This window comes from Dictyobacter arantiisoli (assembly GCF_008326305.1).
Classification (GTDB): Bacteria; Chloroflexota; Ktedonobacteria; order Ktedonobacterales; family Ktedonobacteraceae; genus Dictyobacter; species Dictyobacter arantiisoli.
Genome location: NZ_BIXY01000049.1, coordinates 34,935 through 52,869, shown reverse-complemented (window position 1 = coordinate 52,869; position 17,935 = coordinate 34,935). Strand labels below are relative to the sequence as shown.

Here is a 17,935-nt window from a genome sequence, read left to right as displayed (position 1 = left end):
GATAGACCATCACGACGGCATTGAGCTTGCGTTCACGTGAAAACCAGCGCTGGTGCTGGCTCAGGAGATCACAAACCAACGCACGAGGATAGAGACGTTCAAGCATCGGCAAGGAAATGTGATGGCAAAGCTTGTCATCATCAGGAAGATACGTTATTCTAAAAGGCATAAGGAATTTTCTTTCTGGATCTATGTAACGTTTTTTTTATTATGCCAGAAAGAAACTTCCTTTTCTCGTTATTTAAGCGGTATTGCCCTTCACGGGTGGAGGGCCACGATCCTCTCGCACTGGCTCTCCTTCCTGCCTGCTCTGGTGCGGCTTTGGGGCGCAATGGCAATGCCCCTCCACCCGTGAAGGGTGGCTCCTACGGATGCATCGGCGTTCCCCATGCTCCCTCTTTCCATTCATTTGTTGGAGTAGGTGAGTCATTCTGCCACATGGTCGCTAAAGTACGCGATTGCTTATGAGCAGTTTCCTGCTTGAAAGCCTTATCCTGGTTAGTCACTTCTCTTGTCACAACATGAACTTCTCGCGAAAGGTCATACAAACAAACAAAGACACAAAGTAAGAGAGGTCGTATGAGGCATTTTTACAAACTCTCTTACTCCACCAATCAAGCACGGCTTTTTTCAACCAGTCCAGCTCCACTTTTAACTGACCAATCTGCTGATACAAGGTGGCCGTGAGATCCTCCTCACTTTTTTCCTGGCTAGAACTCCGTGTTGAGAACAGCGTGAGGAATCTGTCTAAGGCTTGTTTTTTCCATTGCCAATAAGGTGACCATGGTTTCCATTCCACGTGACTCCTGGGTTTCGGTGCCGGATGGCATAGGCATGCATAAAATCGATCAAGCATTCTCGCTTGGGGTCCAACAAACAAATAAATTCGATGATGGGGTACGTGTTGCCCGCGATACCATCGAACAGGATTATAGCATCACCATTGATCGCTATGCCTGGGTGGGCCTGGATGGCTTCTCCAAAATCATTGATACATTAGGCGGTGTCGATATTGATGTTGAGCATTCTGTTGTCGATGATGCCTATCCCAATGATGCAGGCAAGGGCAGCAACTCCGGGGATACCTATGCCTATAAACGCCTCCATCTAACGCCTGGACCGCAACATCTTACCGGTCAGCAAGCCCTGGAATATGTGCGCTCCCGCCATTCTGATCTGGTGGGAGATATTGGACGTACCCAACGTCAACAACAGGTGCTGGAAGCGCTCAAATTGAAAATCAATGCCTCTACAATCATTGAAAATTTCACCCAGCTTCTTAATGATGTATCTGGAAGCATCTATACAGATCTCAATGAGACTGAAATGCTCGCCTTCGCCAATTATGGGCGCACACTCCTCAACCAACCCATTGACCATCTCATCTTAGGCGTTGGGACTGGTAATCAAAATTATGGCGCTCTCGCCACCATTTATGATCCCTCAGCCGGCGCGGATCAGGATATCGTCATTTCAAATTGTGACAATATCCAGCCTGTCATCAACCGCATTTTCAACCTTGGCAACACGCAGAGCTGTAAAGTCAACGGCTCTTGATACCATCAAGACGCCCTAAATGGCCATGTATTCAACTAGCAGGGCTGGAGCCTGCTAGTTCTTTTTGGGTAGCAGATCTGTCACAGAAAAGCCATTGGAACAGCTATGATGGTACAATAAAGGTAGCGTTTTTAGCCAAACGGATTGGGATTGTAACAAAGGAGCCGCTTTGATCGAGCAACACTACGAGAACGTCCATTATCTGCAATTTAGCCACTACCAGGCCTTTCCAGAACTTACCCATGGAGTATTTACCCGCCATGGCGGCGTGAGCAAAGCTCCCTATGCCAGCCTGAATACCTCTGCACCTCCACGTGGAGGAGGAGATAGCTTTACCAACGCCATCCAGAACCGCCAGTTAGCACTCCAGGCATTGGATCTGTCGACTCTTCCCAGCGTCACCTTATGGCAAATTCACGGTGCTGATGTGGTTACCCTTGATCGACACGCGGGATGGCGCACCGACTGGGCCAATATGTCCTATTATGAGCAGCCCTGGACGGCTGAGACGATCCATCAGGGAGATGCCTTGCTGAGCCAGGAACAGGATATCGCCATGGCGCTCTCCTTCGCTGACTGCACCCCGATCACCGTCTATGATCCCGTCAAACGCGTCTTTGGCATCGCCCATGGAGGATGGCGTGGAACCGCACGCGGGATTGTGCTGGCGACCATTGAAGAGATGCAAACACGCTTTGGTTGCCGACCAGAGGATATTTATGCCGGTATCGCGCCTGCCATCGGACCTTGCTGCTATGAGGTTTCCCAGGAGGTCGAGGATATCTTTCTAGGCCGACAAGACTTTCCAACCCAGCCGACCCTGCCCGAATACCGTCCATTAGTCCAGGCATCCGCCGTCTTTTCGCGTGTGGCCCTGGCCAACGGCAACAGCTTGCGACTTGACCTGCAGGCCACAAATCACAAACAACTACTACAAGCTGGAGTATTGCCAGAACATATCGAAACAATGGATATCTGTACCGGCTGCCATACCGATCAATTCTTCTCACATCGCAAAGAACAGGGCAAAACCGGACGCTTCGTAGTCATCATGGCCCTCACACCAGAGCAAGCATAAGACACCACAAGCAAAGAATGCCTCATTTTTCACACAATACTGCTCAAATACCGAGAATCAGGATGGAGAAGTGTAGGTGCGTGCCGAGGTCGCAACCGAGGTGCGCTCTCCCGCTCCTCTATTTCCCCTATTCCTCCCTCAATATCGGTGCTGGGGACATTCGAGATGCGTTGGGGTGAGATAATCGTACGAGCAAGGGAGCATTGGCCTACACTGCGCTCCGTGCAATGCCTACAACACAATAACCTCTGTTTGATAGCGGGCCATCAGCTCGACCATTTGCCTGGGATCAGCGGGTGTAGATTCCTGCATCAGCTTGCTCAATTCCTCAAAGTAGTCAATATAAAGTGGAGGTGTAAATGTGTTCAGGAAACGAGCAGGCTTGTTAGTTAGATTGTCGAACGTATGGATGGCTCCAATGGGGACCATAATGAAATCCCCCTGGCTGGCCCGCAGCTTTTCTGTCCCAACCATAAATTCCAACTCGCCTTCAAGGATATTAAAAACCTCTTCGTGCGCATGATGCACGTGGAGAGGTGGGGTTGGAGCATGAGGAGGGATAGTAAATTCGGCTATGCCCAATGTTCTCCGCGTATGCGTCCCGTCCTCCTGCACGATCATCTAAATAGGACCAAGTGGAATAATACGTCCTTCTCCCGCCTTTAGTACCACAACATCCATAAAAATTCCCTTTCTCCAAATCATCGATGCTTATTGCTTATTCGAGCAAGCAATAAGACTTATAAAAAAAGTATCTACTCTCCAGCATGTGAAAGTAAACTGTGCAACATGCGTGCGAGCAATTGATAGGAGGCATCGAGATCGAAGGTAGGGTCCATGATCTTTTGCAACGCCAGCCCATCAAAGAGAGGGAGCAGCAGAGACGCCAGGGTATTGGGATCGATAGCTGAACCCTTTGTATCAGACTCCAATACTTTCGCCATCACAGAGCCAATCTCCTCGCGCCGCTGTGCCAGCCGTTCCCGCACCTTCGGCTCGATGAGTGGATTATGTAAGCCAAGCGAGAACGATTCGTAGCGCAGGCGATACACATTTGGTTCCTGACCAACACGCTCATACAGTTTTGTCAGAAAAGCATCTAGCGCCTGGTCGGCGGGCACCTCCTGGACGAGCAGTTTCATCGTCTGGTTGAAACGCTGACCAGCTTCTTGCAACACCTCAACCAGCAACTGATCCTTACCACCGAAGTAGTAATGCACCAGTCCGGGCGCAGCTTGGGCCTCACGCGAGATCTCACGCAGGGTTGTCGCATCATATCCTTTTTCGGCCAACACCTTAGAGGTAGCGGCAATAATGCGCTCCCTGGTCATTTGCAGTTCTTCTGATTGGTCAGTTTTGTTTTGTTGCTTGCTCATGCAATTAACATACCATAACTTTGATAGCAATTGCAAGTGGCTTCTCTATGATTTATGCTGCCATAGCAGCAAAAAAAGTGCTAGCAAGATTGTGACCTCTTGCTAGCATTACGCAATGGGCATTAAGGGCACGCGTGGTTTCAATTACAGCATAGCCAGGCGACCAAATGTATAGCTTCATCTCACGCCTGCTATTACAGTGGAATGTTGCCGTGCTTCTTAGGAGGATTGGTGTCCCGCTTGTTCTTGAGCATCTCCAGCGCGCTGATTAATTTGATGCGTGTATAGGCAGGCTCAATAACCTCATCGATATAGCCTCGGCTGGCGGAGATATAGGGATTGGCAAATTTGACATTGTATTCGGTAATCAACTCTTTACGTCGCAATTCAGGATCAGCCGCCCGTTCTATCTCATCCTTAAAAAGGATATTGACCGCGCCTTCCGCACCCATCACGGCTATCTCAGCGGTAGGCCAGGCATAATTGATATCGCCGCGAATGTGTTTGCTACTCATGACATCATAGGCACCGCCGTAGGCTTTGCGGGTAATCACCGTAATCTTGGGCACCGTGGCCTCACAGTAGGCATAGAGTAGCTTCGCGCCGTGGCGGATAATGCCCGCGTGTTCCTGTCCTACACCAGGTAAGAAGCCGGGGACATCCTCTAGCGTGATCAATGGGATATTGAAGCAATCGCAGAAGCGTACAAAGCGTGCGGCCTTATCCGAGGCATTGATATCCAGGACGCCCGCCAGGGAGCGCGGCTGCTGCGCGATGATACCCACCGAGCGACCATTCAGCCGTGCGAAGCCAACAATGATATTGGGAGCAAAGCGTTCCTGAACCTCAAAGAAGACGCCATCATCCACAATCTGTTGAATCACTTCCTGCATATCGTATGGCTTGCCAGGATGGTCAGGAATAATTTGATTGAGCGAGGATGCGATCCGATCAGGCACATCGGTCGGCGTGATGCGGGGAGGATCATCGAGATTATTAGACGGTAGATAACTGAGGAGCTGGCGGATCATACGCATGCAAGCAGGTTCGTCGGGACAGGCAAAATGGGCCACCCCACTGACACCATTATGCACCTGAGCGCCGCCCAGATCCTCGAAACTGACATCCTCATGGGTGACTGATTTCAGAACATTTGGGCCGGTCACAAACATATAGCTAGTCTCTTCAACCATAAAAATAAAGTCGGTGATTGCTGGTGAATAGACCGCGCCACCCGCGCAGGGTCCCATAATCGCTGAGATCTGTGGCACCACTCCCGAGGCAAGTGTATTGCGTAAGAAAATATCAGCATACGCACCCAGACTAACTACACCCTCCTGAATACGTGCGCCGCCAGAATCGTTTAAGCCCAGCACAGGTGCCCCGTTGCGCATCGCCAGATCCATCACCTTGCAAATCTTTTCCGCGTGCGCCTCCGAGAGTGATCCCCCAAAGACCGTAAAGTCCTGCGAAAAGACATAGACCAGACGGCCATCGATCTTCCCATAACCTGTCACCACACCATCGCCGGGAATACGTTGTGCATCCAGACCAAAATCGCTGGCACGATGCGTCACAAACATATCCAGTTCATTAAAGCTCCCTGGATCAAGTAAGAGATCCAGACGCTCACGGGCCGTCAATTTTCCCTTTTTATGTTGAGTGGCAATGCGCTTCTCGCCGCCACCGCGTAACGCTTCCGTACGCAAGGCATGCAATTCAGCAATCTTCTCCTGCGTACTCTTCACATCAGACATTTCCTGTGGGCTTCGTTCATCCGTAGTCATCTTAGGCTCATCTGCTTTCTAAAATGTGTTAAAACATACTTAGTTGTTGCACTTGAACCGGACAGGAAGCCTCTTTGACTTCTACGCTGTTTTGATCCGCCTGCAATACACCGCACTCCACAATAGGAGTGTGTGGCGGGAGCCCCGCAAGGAACCTCGTAAGGATGTTCACGGCAGAATTGTCGTCTCGATCCATGACGAGTCCACATTCCACGCAACAATACGTCCGTTTCCACAGCGGCATAGCTTGAAGGTGCTCACACCCGCTGCACATTTTCGAAGTGTTGCGCTCATCTATAAAGTGAAGCTCTTTCCCGTACAATGAACATTTGTATTTCAGCATCTCAATAAAGGTGGAGAGCCCCCAATCGTTGAAAACTGCTCGATTGAGATACTTCTTGCGCTCGACATGCTGTTTCATGACCATTTGTCTCTGGGAAAGATTACCCACGACGACGGTTCTCTCAACCATTCGTCGTGCAACGAGGTGGGATGCCTTATGGAGGCTATCCCTCTGTTTATCGCGCTTCTTTTGCGAAACGCGCTTATACACCTTACTCAGATGCTTGTAGCGTCTCGACTTCTTTTTACATTTGTCGCGCTTGGAGCGGATCTTATCGAGTTGACGGTTATACCACTGTCCCCCCTTGAAGCCGCCAACGTGATAAAACGTACCATCGGTATTGACGCCTGTTGCCAGCGTCTTGATGCCCAAATCAAAGGCAACAACACCATCTGTGTTGCAGGTCTCTTCTGGCTGTTCAGCTACAAAGGAGGCAGAGTAGTTTCCTCTGGCATCTCGACTAATAGCAACCTCTTTAAAATTTGGAGGCGGTTCCTCGGTAAATCGAGCTTGAACGTTGGGGTAGTGTTTCTTCTTGCCTTTTCCTCCCGTAGGCAGAATTATCACCTTCCCCTCAATTTTGATATACATGGCTGGATAACACAGGGTAAAGAAACTATGCCGCGGTCGCACTCTGGGAAACCCCGGCGTTTCACCTGCCTTGACGCGACGGAAAAAGGCTTGCATCGCTCCGTCAAGACGAAAATACACTTCGTGCAAGAGCTTGCCGTACACCTGTCGTAACTCAGGATCGTGCTGTTTGCTCTCTTGGAGGCTCTTTTTGGCTTCGTAGAGATTCCACTTTTCACCATCGCGCAACCGCATGACCCACCAATTGTAAAGACCACGGCATTTTCCTTGCATAAATTCAAGCGTTGCAGCATCTTGATCGGAGACTTCAAGCCTAATCTTTGTGCAAAGCAGCATCTTTAATCCCTCGCTTATAGGATCGAAGCCCATGAAGCCTTGCAGAGAATACAGTGGTTATAGCGATCAAGTCCTGAACCATTTCCTGCTCAGGTGAAAATGTATCGCCATTGATTATCACAATCTCACAATTGTGCCGTCCACAAAATGCCTCAAAGTAGCTATACCCAAAACGCACTAAACGATCACGATGTGCAATCACCATCCGCCTGACATTGCCTAGTTCAACCTGTTCCATCAGGTAATTAAAGTTCTTGCGCTTGTAGTTAAGTCCACTGCCGATATCCTGTAACCACTCATCAACTTTGAGATGATGCGCCAGGCAATACCTTTTCAATGCCTCAACCTGATTGAGCAAATCAGGCTTTTGTGCAACCCCTGATACTCTGGCATACACGATGGTCTGTCCTTTGTCAGCCGCTTTCAATCCTCGATACTCAAGGTATTGATCGTGTGTGTAGTAGCGTCGATTAGATTGTGGAGACCGATGAGCAACCAGCTTCCCCTCACGATCCCACTTCTGTAATGTTTTGGTAGACTTACCGATAAGTTTCCCAAACGATTGTATATTATATGTGTTTAACATGCACACAAATTAACATAATTGGGTGCATAAGTCAATGCTGTTTTTATTTCTCCATTGACATCACATACAGATCCAAAAATAGACAGGGCCACATGAGATGACATCAGAGAAATCATCCTGCATGCGGCCTAACAGATTATATACACAGAGCTCAGACCAGGCGCCGTAGCTTGCATAAGAATTTTTTTACAGATGTTGGCAACGCAGTGAAATTATACCAGGGGCAAAATGATTCGCCTTTTGCAAATACTCTTGCTCGTTGGCCTCAATCATCAACTTATGCAGAACCACTACATCGCCATCAGGAAGTGGCTCAGCGGGCTGTAAGCATAGCTCCATTACTGCGCAGCCGCGTTCGTACACCTTTACCAGACCACCTCCACCTGGAATGCGATAGACGCGACTATCGATTGTCGGACTCGGTACTTCAAGGTATCCGAACTTGATCAGTTGCTGATATTGATTCTCGGAGAGCATCTCGCGCATAAGGGCCTTGGCTCGACTCTCAGCTGAGAGGTGCTCACTCACCGATTCACGTAAACGTCCAACACTGCCATCTGGAGATTGTGACAGGTAGTAAATCGCGAGCAAGAGAAACAACAGCCAGATACCGAGGAATAAACTCAGCGTTTCCAACATAGGTTGCCTCTACTCCTCACCCACCGACAACGCGAGGGACGAGGACAATTTGCTCGGCGGTACGATCAAACTTGTCGATACGCTCTACAGTTTTTCCTGGCTCTACTTTGAAGGCGGTGGCCCCTTTTTTGCGCTCGTCCATAAAGATGCGCTCAGCCTCGTGAATAGCCGCCATCGCTTCTGGATCGTGTGTCTCCACTTTCTGGGCATCCCAGGTGATCCGATCATCGCCACGGCGGGACATGACTCGTAGCATACCCACAGTCTGTCTCCTTCTCCTGTACAAAAGCTTCAATCGAAGCTTCCTTACCGAGCCCGATTTCCTGGCTTCTCAACAGCAAGGAACGTATTGGAACAATTTGAGCATAGCACGCAAACATAAGCGCGTCAAGGGCAATGTATTAAGCAGCCATAAATATATCGGAAAAACTGTTCTGGTTATTGAACAGGGAGGTGAATTTAAGAGTAGATTCGCGAGGTTACATCTAACTTAACAGGCACGGCAAAAGACAGGTAAAGGTGCTTCCCTGTCCAACAACACTTTCAACAGAAATAGTTCCACCATGTAATTCCACTATCATTTTGATAATTGCCAGCCCTAAGCCCTGTCCGCCAGCATGCCCTACACGCTCATTGGGAGCTTGAAAGAAGCGCTCAAAGATCTGCTGCTGAAATTCCGGGGCAATTCCACAACCGGTATCCTGTACCTGCAATCTGACCATACGCTCCATGCTATCGTCATCATCCTCGACATCCTCAGCAGCAAAATCAGATCTGGATGATGAGGACAGAGCATGTCCTGTCTCGATAACAGAGGCGGTAATTGTTACCTCGCCACCAACGGAGGTAAATTGGAGGCCATTGTTGATAAGGTTGCGCAAGACCTGCTGTAAACGAACCGCATCAGCATACAGATGAGGAAAGTCTGGCTCAATAGCCACATGGATTTGAATACCATTATCTGCTGCCGTTAACTCTAGCTCTTCAACCGCGTTCTCAATAATCTCTGGTAGCCGGATTATTTCGCGATTAAGGCGCATCTGGCCTGCATCGGCGCGCGAAATCAGCAACAGATCTTCCAGCAGGGCATACAGATTCTCGCTACTGGCACGCGCACGCTGCACAAAGTCCCGTTGCTGCTCATTTAAATCGCCGCCAACACCGGAGAGAGTCAATTCCAAATAACCATTGATCGCATTCAGAGGGGAACGCAATTCATGCGTCAGCATCGATAAAAAATTCGCCCTGGAACGTGTCGCCATATGCTGTGCATTCGCCTGTTGCACACTCCAAATGGTCAAAGATGCTTGATCTGCCAGCACAGTCAACAACTGGCGAGCAGCAGCATCAAAGGCGATCCTGTCAGAGTACGTAATAGTCAGAGTACCAATACAGATCTGCTCATATAACAAAGGAACAGCAAATAAAGAGGTCGTCACGCAACCATCCAACACGGTGGCATCATCGGTAGCCAGTGGCTCCGCATGCTGGACCACCCAACCGGCAACACCCTCGCCATAGCGAAAAGGCACCTCTAGCCAACCATCAGAGACGGTCTGAGTAGAAGAGAAGGACAGTAACGAGGTACCGGACTGCACCAGCAGAGCAATAGTACAGCAGGCAGAAGGAAATAAAGCGCTCACATTCCGCACAATTTTCTGTACTGCCTGCAGTAGGGGCAATGAATCATTGGAAAACTCAGGAACCTTTTCCAGGAACCTACAATCATGTACAAATGCACTATGCGAATTCATCCGCTTCTCTTCACTTCTCTACTAAAAATATAGCTTTCTTTTCCTTATCGACAAAACATGTGTATCTATTGAACGTCATGAGTTATAGTATATCATTGATGTATAATGTGGTCGAGAGAACAGCTCCGATAGGCTATGCAATTACGACAAACGCATTTGACTCTGCAGCAATGGTTGGGGAGGTTGCGTATCATCTACCGTCTGCAATGGCAGGATAAAAGAGATACACGCACCCATACCCGGTCGGCTTTCGGCCCAGACCTTCCCGCCATGCACTTCAACAATCGCCTGCACAATCGCCAGTCCCAGACCACTCCCGCCGATATGGGATTGACGAGCATGATCGACGCGATAAAAGCGCTCAAAAACACGCGGCAATGCATCCTCTGGTATACCTTCGCCTGTATCCATCACAGAGACAACTAACAAGCTATCGCGCTGCTGCGCATCGATGATCACCTTACCACCTGCTGGCGTATAGTGGAAAGAATTATTGCAGAGATTCGAGAAGACGCGGGTTAGCATATCCGGATCAGCCTCGATCAGGGGTAAACTATAAGAAACGCTATTTACAGGTTCTATCTGGCGGCGCTCAAACTCGGTTGCCAGCGTCGCAAATGTCTCATCTATCAGAGCTGCCAGACGGAGCGGCTTCAATTTGGGTTGTAATGCTCTGGCCTCTACTTTCGCCATCACATGCAGATCCTGGACCAGGCGGCGCAACCGCAATGTCTCACGAACGATAATGCGACCCGTCGCCTCATAATCCTCATGGCTCTGATCAATACCATCTACCAGTGCCTCACCCAGTCCTGCAATCGCGGTCAGTGGAGTCGCCAGATCATGTGTGATATTCATAATCAGTTCACGCCGCCAGGCTTCCTGCTTATGCAGTTCATCGACATCGCTTTTCAACTGGGTCGCCATCTCATTAAAACTATGGGCCAGTTCACCCAGTTCGCCCGGCGCATCCACGCTGACCTGCGTGTCATAGTCGCCAGCGGCCAGAACACGCGATGCCTGCGTGAGCCTTGCCAGAGGCCGGGTAATCGTCTGAGAATAGGCAATGGCGGCAGCGGCAACCAACAAAGCAATAATAGGGGTTGCAATCAGCACCGCGACACCGGCAGTACTCACAAAACCTGGTATGGCAGTGGAAAAGGGTGTGGCAATCACAGCCCCGATGGGTGCACTCGAACCATCATTCCTTCCACCTCCAAAAATTGGAGCCACGGCAAATGGTAACGAGGTATTCACCGGTGTTTGCCGACCCAGGCTCCCATCAGCGGACGTTCCCTTTAATGCACTTTTGATCGCATTCTGTAACCGGGCTTGATCCGCACTGAGATGGGTTAAATCCGAAGGATAAAAGAAGGCGCGCAGAGCTGTGAATGCACTGTTGCGGGTAATACCAAGTGGATAAATGAGCCTCCCCTGATCATTCAAAAAGAGATAAAGATGCTCAGGATCATGGCTGATTTTATCTGTGTTTGCATTCATCACGCCATTGGCCGAGCGCTTGAGATTTTCTAACGTAGTGCGCTCAGGATGCGTCAGGTGATTATGTTCATAGAGGATACCGACGCTTTGCGCTTTATCCTGCACCAGTGAGCCCAGATGTGATTGCAAATCAACGCTATAATAATACTCAATCACGAGGATGGTCGTCAGGGCTAACAGGCCAGTTGATACCAACGCAATCAGCGCCGAGCCCAGCGCCAGACGCCAACGAATATTTTTCCACCAGCGAATACGCATCGTTACTTCCCCTGTGAAGCTGTATGTATGGGCAGCTTAAATTCAAAACGATAGCCTACACTCCAAACGGTTTTAATATACCGTTGTCCTGGATCAACATCGACCTTCTTACGCAACGCGCTCATATGCACATCAATGGTATGCCCATCCCCCAGATAATCATATCCCCATACCTTATTCATCAGAACCTCACGGGTAAAGACTCGATTGGGCGATTGGGCCAGGAGAGCCAGGAGATCAAACTCGGTGGGGGTCAGCGCAACTTCACGCCCTTTGACTTCGACGCGCCGCGCCAGCATATCAATCGTCAGCCCCGGAAAAATTAACATGCCCTCGCTGACACGTTCACGCTCCTCAGTAGAGGACTTAGGCTGCGCCTCCTCGGTTCCTTGATTCCCCGTACGGCGCAGGATGGCACGTATACGGCTCACCAGTTCACGGGGACTAAAAGGCTTGACCAGATAATCATCCGCCCCGATCTCCAGACCAGCGATCCGATCATCTTCATCCCCACGCGCAGTGAGCATCAGAATAGGTGTTTGTGACCAGGCTCGAATACGCCGGCACACCTCAAAACCATCGATGGCTGGCAACATAATATCCAGCACCACCAGATCAGGCTTCTCACGCGCATGGAGCGCCAAACCATCCGCTCCGTCCTTCGCGATCACAACTGTATAGCCCGCATTTTTAAGATAGAGATTGATGAGATGAATAATACCTTCTTCATCCTCAATAACCAGAATTTTTTGCGACATAAACTGCACTCCTGGGGAATCATGATCATTCAAAATTTATAGTAGCATACCCTTACGAGAAAAAGCATAGTCTTTTGCAGTCCTATAGCAATCTTGAGGAATTCTTGAAATTTACAAGAGGGCATCTTCACTTTTAAGATATAAGATAGCAATGTACGGCGGATCACAAAAATAGAAACAATCAATGAAAGTTCAGGAGATAAAAATGAAAAATTTCTTCCAACGTCGAAAAATGTTATTGGTCAGTCTTGGTGGTGCATGTGCTATGCTCATCATTCTCGCAGGCGTTCTTTTTGTTGCTCCGCTGATAGCCTCAGCCGCTAGTGGAAACAACGCAAGCACACCAGCCACAACCAGGAATACCTATTGCGCTCAATATAATCAGAATCTGGCAAAAAGCTTGAATGTGCCGGTAAGCACTCTGACACAGGATCGTAAAGCGGCCATTACCAATGTCATCAACCAGATGGTGAAAGATGGCAAGTTAAAACAGGCCCGCGCTACCGCTATTGAGAAACGCATTGCCAATAGCAAGGGAACCGCCTGTCCTAAAGTTATCACGGCAGCCCACAAGCATGCTTACGCATGGCTGAATAAATATCAGACCAATATCACCAGTTCGCTGGCACAGGGTCTCCATCTTACCTCTGCTCAACTGCTGGCGCAATTTAAGGCTGGTAAGAATCTCGAGCAGATCGCTAAGGCTCAGAATGTTTCAACCAGCGCGCTCACAACCCTGGTACAAAATACCGCCAATAGCGTTGTCAAGCAGGCCGTTAGCGCTGGCACATTGACACAAAAACGTGCCACAGCTATCACGACCTTCATCCAGAAACATCCCGCACAGATTCAGCATCTGGAAGCGGCTGTCGTCAAAAAAGCCAGCAAAAAATAGAACATCGTGCATGCAGCAATAGAAAGAGCCAGCGGCGCTCCTTGTTTGCCAGTCCAGTGGCAAACAAGGAGCGCCGCTGGCTCTTTTTGCTCAAGAACGTCAAAGCAGAGAACAGCGCATAGGATCAGAACATTGTATACTACTAGTGGGTCTCCGCCAGGTTGGTTACTGCTAAATAGAAGATGGGAATTGGAATCCTGAATTGGTCATACGTTTACATGTATCAAGGACTGTGAGCAGAAAGGGTAATCATTCGTGGATGTCAGTTCAATCGTTGGTTTGATCGCTGTCTTTGCATTGGTGGGGGCGAATGGCTTTTTTGTAGCCGGAGAGTTCGCGCTGGTGAAGGTACGTGCTACCCGTGTAGAGCAACTGGTGACAGAAGGCAATAAGACGGCTCAGGTTGTGCGCGCGCAGGTACAACATCTAGATACCTTTATCGCTGCGACACAACTGGGCATTACGTTAGCCAGTCTGGCCCTGGGTTGGATCGGTGAGCCTTCGCTGGCACATTTGATCGAGCCGCTATTCCTCTGGCTGGGTGGTGTCGCTGCTGAAGCCATCACCCATACGATTGCAGTTATTATCAGCTTTCTTTTGATCACGATTTTTCATATTGTGCTGGGTGAACTGGTTCCCAAATCGATTGCACTCCAAAGGGCCGAAGGGACAGCTCTCTTTGTAGCGCGTCCACTTTATATCTTCTCGCGACTCTTTAGACCTTGTATTATGATGATGAATGGTGTGGGCAATTTTGTGGTGCGTTCCCTGGGTCTGGAAGTGACCAGCGAGCATGCGGCTGTGCATTCGGTAGAGGAATTAGAGATGCTGGTGGCGCAAAGTCGTGAGGCAGGGATACTCCAACAGCAGGAAGAGGTCTTGCTACGCCATGTTTTTGACTTTAGCGATAAGACGGCTCAGCAAATCATGGTACCTCGTAGCGAAGTGGTCGCAGTCCCCATCACCATCACACGCGAGACATTGATTCAGACCTTTTCGCGTGAGGGCTATACACGCCTGCCAGTCTACGAGGACTCATTGGACAATATTATCGGGCTGGCGCACATCAAGGATATTTTTCAATCCCATAGTACGCAGCAGGCCCAGAACTTCTCGCTGCGTACTATGTTGCGTCCAGTTCTCTACGTTACAGAGACATCGGCACTGGATATTATTTTGGGGCAGATACGCAACAAACGTATTCATATGGCGGTCGTCATCGACGAATACGGCACGACCGCTGGCATTATTACACTCGAAGATATTATCGAAGAACTGGTCGGCGAGGTTCACGATGAATTTGATACCAGCGAACAGGGTGTACGCCATGAAATAGAGTACCTCCCTGATGGCTCAATCTCAGTGGATGGTTTAATGGCGCTCTCCAGCTTTGCCGATCAATTTGGTAAAAATACCGATAATATCGAGAAGATCCATGCGAACACGCTCGCTGGCTATATCTTTGAAAAGCTGGATCGCTTGCCCTCGCTTGGCGATAGCGTTCTCTTTGATAATTATCGGTTGCGCGTTGAAGAGATGGATGGACGCCGCATCGCACGTGTAAAAGTTACACGTGCACAACCAGAAGACAATAAAGAACCACTACTTGTGGTAAAAACCAGGAAACGCCGTACATCGACAGGAAAGCCAGCCAGAAGCTAGCTTTCCTGTGGACGCTGATGAACGCGGATCTTCTTTACCAGGTGAGATGGGCTACTTCTGTCTGCTGTAAACTATCCAAAGCCAGGCCCATTGCCTCGGTAGTAAAAAAGTTTTCGTAGCCGATACCGGTCCCTGGACTACTCGTGTAAATCTTGAATGTAGGCGTCATGCGATAAAAGTATCCATGATAGGTAGGCTGGTAGAAACGTGTCGCTAAGAGTTTGATAAGTTGCTGCTCTTCCGCCATAAAGCGTACGGGTTGACCCAGCGCCTGCAAGGCTTGATTATAGTGCAATAGTCCAATCAGCACATGGATCTGGGCGCGCGTCTCTTTATAACTGGCCTGGAGCATTCCCGTGCTCAGATCTTTCGCGAAGAACAAGCCACCATTCTGATGATCAAAAAGATTGCTTTGAAACAGACTATGCAACACCGCACCAGCTGTATCCAGGTATTGCTGCTTATGATCGACGCTATACGCCCTGAGCAGCGCCTCTACAATGGCTCCTTCCGTAGCTGGCTTGGCCTGGGTATTCATCGGCTGCTGCTGGCTGGCTGAAAAAACCGTCATATTGTTATAGAACAGATGCGCACTACGATTAAAAGCGTTGGATAGCACCTGCTTCATGGTTGACTCACCGGCCTGCACCCAGGCGGATTGCTGCCAGCGTGTACCTGCATCGATCAGCGCAGCCCCGGCCGTCATAGAATGTTCGCTTGCATAGACTCCTGGCGTATGGGCGCGGTTATACACCATTCCGATGGTAGGATCATACCAGCGCGTATAGTAGTTGCTGGCAACCGCCCGGGCATCTTGAATCAGCTCATCATTATGCAGCAACTTCCCATCCCGCAACAGATAAAAGTAGATCCAACCTTTGGGTAAACTATAACGCGCAAACTCTTGCTGAATCAGATGTAAGGCTTTCTGTGTCTCAGCAACAAACGTATGGTCATTTGGATGCAAAGTTTGATATTCAGCCAGCGCATTCAGATAGAACAGATCAACCTGTGGATCGTGGCTGCCACTGGTCGCATCATCCATTCCCTGACGCAAGGCGTTGGTATGCCTGGGATCATCCATTTTCCAGTTAATAAAGAGTCCTCCAGTCACGATCCCTTTCGTCTGCGCCTGTGGATTCCAGCCGTGCGCCCGTATATTGGCTAATACCTGACGCGCCAGCGTATCGATTTCAGGTGAATCCTGACCAATAGTATCCTGCCACTGACGCTGTCCCGCCAATTGTCCAGCAGGAGGAACGGAAGCCGCTCTACTCGCGATGGTTTTATGCGCCTGATGATGAACAACAGGTGCTCTATCACTACAGGCCAGCATAAAAAGCACTAACCAGCACAGATAAAATGTGCACAAAAGCCTCGGTTTGAGAAAACGCAACATCATTCACCATCCATTTTTTATAATATCAACTTGCCCATTCAGACACCCGTTCCCAGAGAAATCTCCATCTGCTCGTGTTTTAAGCCAGAAGTAAGATAAAGGACACCACCAACCATTCCGAATAATAAGACCTGCGCATCCATCAAAAGAATCAGCAACATTGCCGTAGGCACTGGCACATGAACGGTTGAGAATAGGAGTACGAAAGCTCCCTCTCGCACGCCAAAGCCATTGATGGAGAAGGGGAAAAATGCGATGATCGAGACAAGAGGAATCGCGATCATATAGAAAGGGAGCGGCACGCTGATATGTAAGAGCAAACCATAAATGTAAAAGTTTACGATGTAGCCGATGTGGTAAAGCAAACCAAAGAGTGTCGCTATACCAAGGGTGCGAGGGCGTCTGAAACTGGCTCGTAAAGCCTGTCCCAATTGCAACAAAGAAGGGATTAAACAGCTGGGGAGCCAGCGCAATCGAGAAAAGCGAGGCAAAAACTCAACCAGCAGGTATGCCAATCCCAATACGGTCAACATAGCCATACACGCCAGGATGTAGCCAATTTTTATTTGTCGCGCTATCAACATATGCCAGAACAGAAAGGCTGGTAAAGAGGCAAGTATCATCGCAAAAAAGCCAGTCATACGACTCATCAAGACAGCGCTGGCTGAGCCAGCCATATTCCTGCCCTCTTTCGCCACATAATAGGTCTTAACAACATCTCCGCCCATACCCGTCGGTAGAAAATGGTTGAATGCGATGCCTATCGTGTAAAGATTGACCAGACGGCGCAGATCAAGAACTATGTGCTCTGCATCGAGCAAGGACTGCCATTGATAGGAACTGACAACGATACCGTAGAAACCAAGTGCAATACCAATCAATAGCATACCCGGATCTAAATGAGCGGCCTGCCTCAACAGATCAACCCAGGAAACTGATCGCAATAAGAACGCGAGCAGAACAAGGGTACATCCCAACCGTAGCAGGAGGCTTCGATACTTTCTGAAAAAGCTCTGTGGCTTCTTTTCTGGCACCACAGGAAGAGATTGATTATCATCGGGGGGGATGGCCCCAGAAGAGGTGGGAATACTCATCGCGTGTCTCCTCTTTCTGCTGCTAGCATTTGTCACAGGTGCCTATAATACAACACACAGACGAAATGCATTGAAGGTCATTAATAGAAATATTGCTCTTACAGCCATGCTGTTACATTCCCCCTTCAGAAACTATCATCGACCAGAACCATCTCAAACAAAAGGTTTATTACCACTATTTCTGCTTATGTTCTGTAGCATCTTATTTTGTGATCTTTACATAGGAGTTTTCCCCTCCGCGCCTGGCCTTACAGGTAGAGGTTTTCAGGCAACCGCCCAACTTTCCCAGGCAAAGAAGGCCCGGGAGAACTGGTGGGTCACC

General features: G+C 49.2%; 16 protein-coding genes and 1 pseudogene. 4 read left to right on the top strand and 13 right to left on the bottom strand.

The genetic code is table 11. The features are described from left to right. Nucleotides 1-625 precede the first annotated feature (625 nt). Nucleotides 626-769, bottom strand: a pseudogene (locus F1593_RS29305) (IS3 family transposase); the annotation flags it as partial. Nucleotides 770-783: 14 nt separating this feature from the next. On the opposite strand from F1593_RS29305, the gene F1593_RS16375 reads away from it, so the two are divergent. Beyond that, nucleotides 784-1,557 (top strand): LCP family protein, encoded by a 774-nt coding sequence (locus F1593_RS16375; protein ID WP_149402640.1) that lies wholly within the window; start codon nt 784-786, stop codon nt 1,555-1,557. Nucleotides 1,558-1,726: 169 nt separating this feature from the next. Beyond that, a complete protein-coding gene (pgeF, locus tag F1593_RS16370; protein ID WP_149402639.1) occupies nt 1,727-2,635 on the top strand; it encodes a peptidoglycan editing factor PgeF in 909 nt (302 codons plus the stop codon). Between the two features lie 231 nt (nt 2,636-2,866). Here the strand turns inward: pgeF and F1593_RS16365 are convergent, their stop codons facing one another. From F1593_RS16365 to F1593_RS16320, 10 genes are all read right to left on the bottom strand, one after another. After that, nucleotides 2,867-3,217 carry a cupin domain-containing protein gene (locus F1593_RS16365; protein WP_172632172.1) on the bottom strand — a complete coding sequence of 117 codons (351 nt, stop codon included), beginning with the start codon at nt 3,215-3,217 and terminating at the stop codon, nt 2,867-2,869. Between the two features lie 173 nt (nt 3,218-3,390). Then, entirely contained in the window at nt 3,391-4,011 is a 621-nt protein-coding gene (locus tag F1593_RS16360; RefSeq protein WP_149402637.1) for a TetR/AcrR family transcriptional regulator, read from the bottom strand. A gap of 194 nt (nt 4,012-4,205) precedes the next feature. After that, nucleotides 4,206-5,798 (bottom strand): acyl-CoA carboxylase subunit beta, encoded by a 1,593-nt coding sequence (locus F1593_RS16355; protein ID WP_149402636.1) that lies wholly within the window; start codon nt 5,796-5,798, stop codon nt 4,206-4,208. Between the two features lie 28 nt (nt 5,799-5,826). Then, entirely contained in the window at nt 5,827-7,068 is a 1,242-nt protein-coding gene (locus F1593_RS16350; RefSeq protein ID WP_149402635.1) for an RNA-guided endonuclease InsQ/TnpB family protein, read from the bottom strand. Beyond that, nucleotides 7,046-7,654, bottom strand: a complete 609-nt coding sequence (locus F1593_RS16345) for an IS607 family transposase (RefSeq protein ID WP_149402634.1) — start codon at nt 7,652-7,654, stop codon at nt 7,046-7,048. Before F1593_RS16345 ends, F1593_RS16350 begins: the two co-directional genes overlap by 23 nt. 186 nt (nt 7,655-7,840) lie before the next feature. Continuing rightward, nucleotides 7,841-8,293 carry a hypothetical protein gene (locus F1593_RS16340; RefSeq protein WP_149402633.1) on the bottom strand — a complete coding sequence of 151 codons (453 nt, stop codon included), beginning with the start codon at nt 8,291-8,293 and terminating at the stop codon, nt 7,841-7,843. A 16-nt stretch (nt 8,294-8,309) separates the two neighbouring features. Beyond that, complete coding sequence (locus F1593_RS16335) at nt 8,310-8,549, bottom strand: hypothetical protein (protein ID WP_235932602.1); 240 nt, start codon at nt 8,547-8,549, stop codon at nt 8,310-8,312. A 229-nt stretch (nt 8,550-8,778) separates the two neighbouring features. Continuing rightward, complete coding sequence (locus F1593_RS16330; protein ID WP_149402631.1) at nt 8,779-10,047, bottom strand: GAF domain-containing sensor histidine kinase; 1,269 nt, start codon at nt 10,045-10,047, stop codon at nt 8,779-8,781. Between the two features lie 141 nt (nt 10,048-10,188). Further along, complete coding sequence (locus tag F1593_RS16325; RefSeq protein WP_149402630.1) at nt 10,189-11,805, bottom strand: sensor histidine kinase; 1,617 nt, start codon at nt 11,803-11,805, stop codon at nt 10,189-10,191. Between the two features lie 2 nt (nt 11,806-11,807). Next, complete coding sequence (locus tag F1593_RS16320; RefSeq protein ID WP_149402629.1) at nt 11,808-12,563, bottom strand: response regulator transcription factor; 756 nt, start codon at nt 12,561-12,563, stop codon at nt 11,808-11,810. A 205-nt stretch (nt 12,564-12,768) separates the two neighbouring features. On the opposite strand from F1593_RS16320, the gene F1593_RS16315 reads away from it, so the two are divergent. Together F1593_RS16315 and F1593_RS16310 are read left to right on the top strand one after the other, a co-directional pair. Further along, nucleotides 12,769-13,458 carry a hypothetical protein gene (locus F1593_RS16315; protein ID WP_149402628.1) on the top strand — a complete coding sequence of 230 codons (690 nt, stop codon included), beginning with the start codon at nt 12,769-12,771 and terminating at the stop codon, nt 13,456-13,458. 255 nt (nt 13,459-13,713) lie between these two features. Continuing rightward, the gene (locus F1593_RS16310) at nt 13,714-15,120 is read left to right on the top strand and encodes a hemolysin family protein (protein ID WP_149402627.1); all 1,407 of its coding nucleotides are present in this window, start codon (nt 13,714-13,716) and stop codon (nt 15,118-15,120) included. Nucleotides 15,121-15,154: 34 nt separating this feature from the next. On the opposite strand, the gene F1593_RS16305 is transcribed toward F1593_RS16310, so the two are convergent. Together F1593_RS16305 and F1593_RS16300 are read right to left on the bottom strand one after the other, a co-directional pair. After that, nucleotides 15,155-16,522, bottom strand: a complete 1,368-nt coding sequence (locus F1593_RS16305; protein ID WP_149402626.1) for an AGE family epimerase/isomerase — start codon at nt 16,520-16,522, stop codon at nt 15,155-15,157. A gap of 35 nt (nt 16,523-16,557) precedes the next feature. Further along, nucleotides 16,558-17,613 (bottom strand): lysylphosphatidylglycerol synthase transmembrane domain-containing protein, encoded by a 1,056-nt coding sequence (locus F1593_RS16300; RefSeq protein ID WP_149402625.1) that lies wholly within the window; start codon nt 17,611-17,613, stop codon nt 16,558-16,560. Nucleotides 17,614-17,935 lie beyond the last annotated feature (322 nt).

Excerpts from the sequence above, each read along its gene's own strand:
- F1593_RS16375 (WP_149402640.1), top strand. The coding sequence starts at position 784 with ATGGTTTCCATTCCACGTGACTCCTGGGTTTCGGTGCCGGATGGCATA.
- F1593_RS16360 (WP_149402637.1), bottom strand. The coding sequence starts at position 4,011 with ATGAGCAAGCAACAAAACAAAACTGACCAATCAGAAGAACTGCAAATG.
- F1593_RS16355 (WP_149402636.1), bottom strand. The coding sequence starts at position 5,798 with ATGACTACGGATGAACGAAGCCCACAGGAAATGTCTGATGTGAAGAGT.
- F1593_RS16350 (WP_149402635.1), bottom strand. The coding sequence starts at position 7,068 with ATGCTGCTTTGCACAAAGATTAGGCTTGAAGTCTCCGATCAAGATGCT.
- F1593_RS16345 (WP_149402634.1), bottom strand. The coding sequence starts at position 7,654 with ATGTTAAACACATATAATATACAATCGTTTGGGAAACTTATCGGTAAG.
- F1593_RS16340 (WP_149402633.1), bottom strand. The coding sequence starts at position 8,293 with ATGTTGGAAACGCTGAGTTTATTCCTCGGTATCTGGCTGTTGTTTCTC.
- F1593_RS16335 (WP_235932602.1), bottom strand. The coding sequence starts at position 8,549 with ATGCTACGAGTCATGTCCCGCCGTGGCGATGATCGGATCACCTGGGAT.
- F1593_RS16330 (WP_149402631.1), bottom strand. The coding sequence starts at position 10,047 with ATGAATTCGCATAGTGCATTTGTACATGATTGTAGGTTCCTGGAAAAG.
- F1593_RS16325 (WP_149402630.1), bottom strand. The coding sequence starts at position 11,805 with ATGCGTATTCGCTGGTGGAAAAATATTCGTTGGCGTCTGGCGCTGGGC.
- F1593_RS16320 (WP_149402629.1), bottom strand. The coding sequence starts at position 12,563 with ATGTCGCAAAAAATTCTGGTTATTGAGGATGAAGAAGGTATTATTCAT.
- F1593_RS16315 (WP_149402628.1), top strand. The coding sequence starts at position 12,769 with ATGAAAAATTTCTTCCAACGTCGAAAAATGTTATTGGTCAGTCTTGGT.
- F1593_RS16305 (WP_149402626.1), bottom strand. The coding sequence starts at position 16,522 with ATGATGTTGCGTTTTCTCAAACCGAGGCTTTTGTGCACATTTTATCTG.
- F1593_RS16300 (WP_149402625.1), bottom strand. The coding sequence starts at position 17,613 with ATGAGTATTCCCACCTCTTCTGGGGCCATCCCCCCCGATGATAATCAA.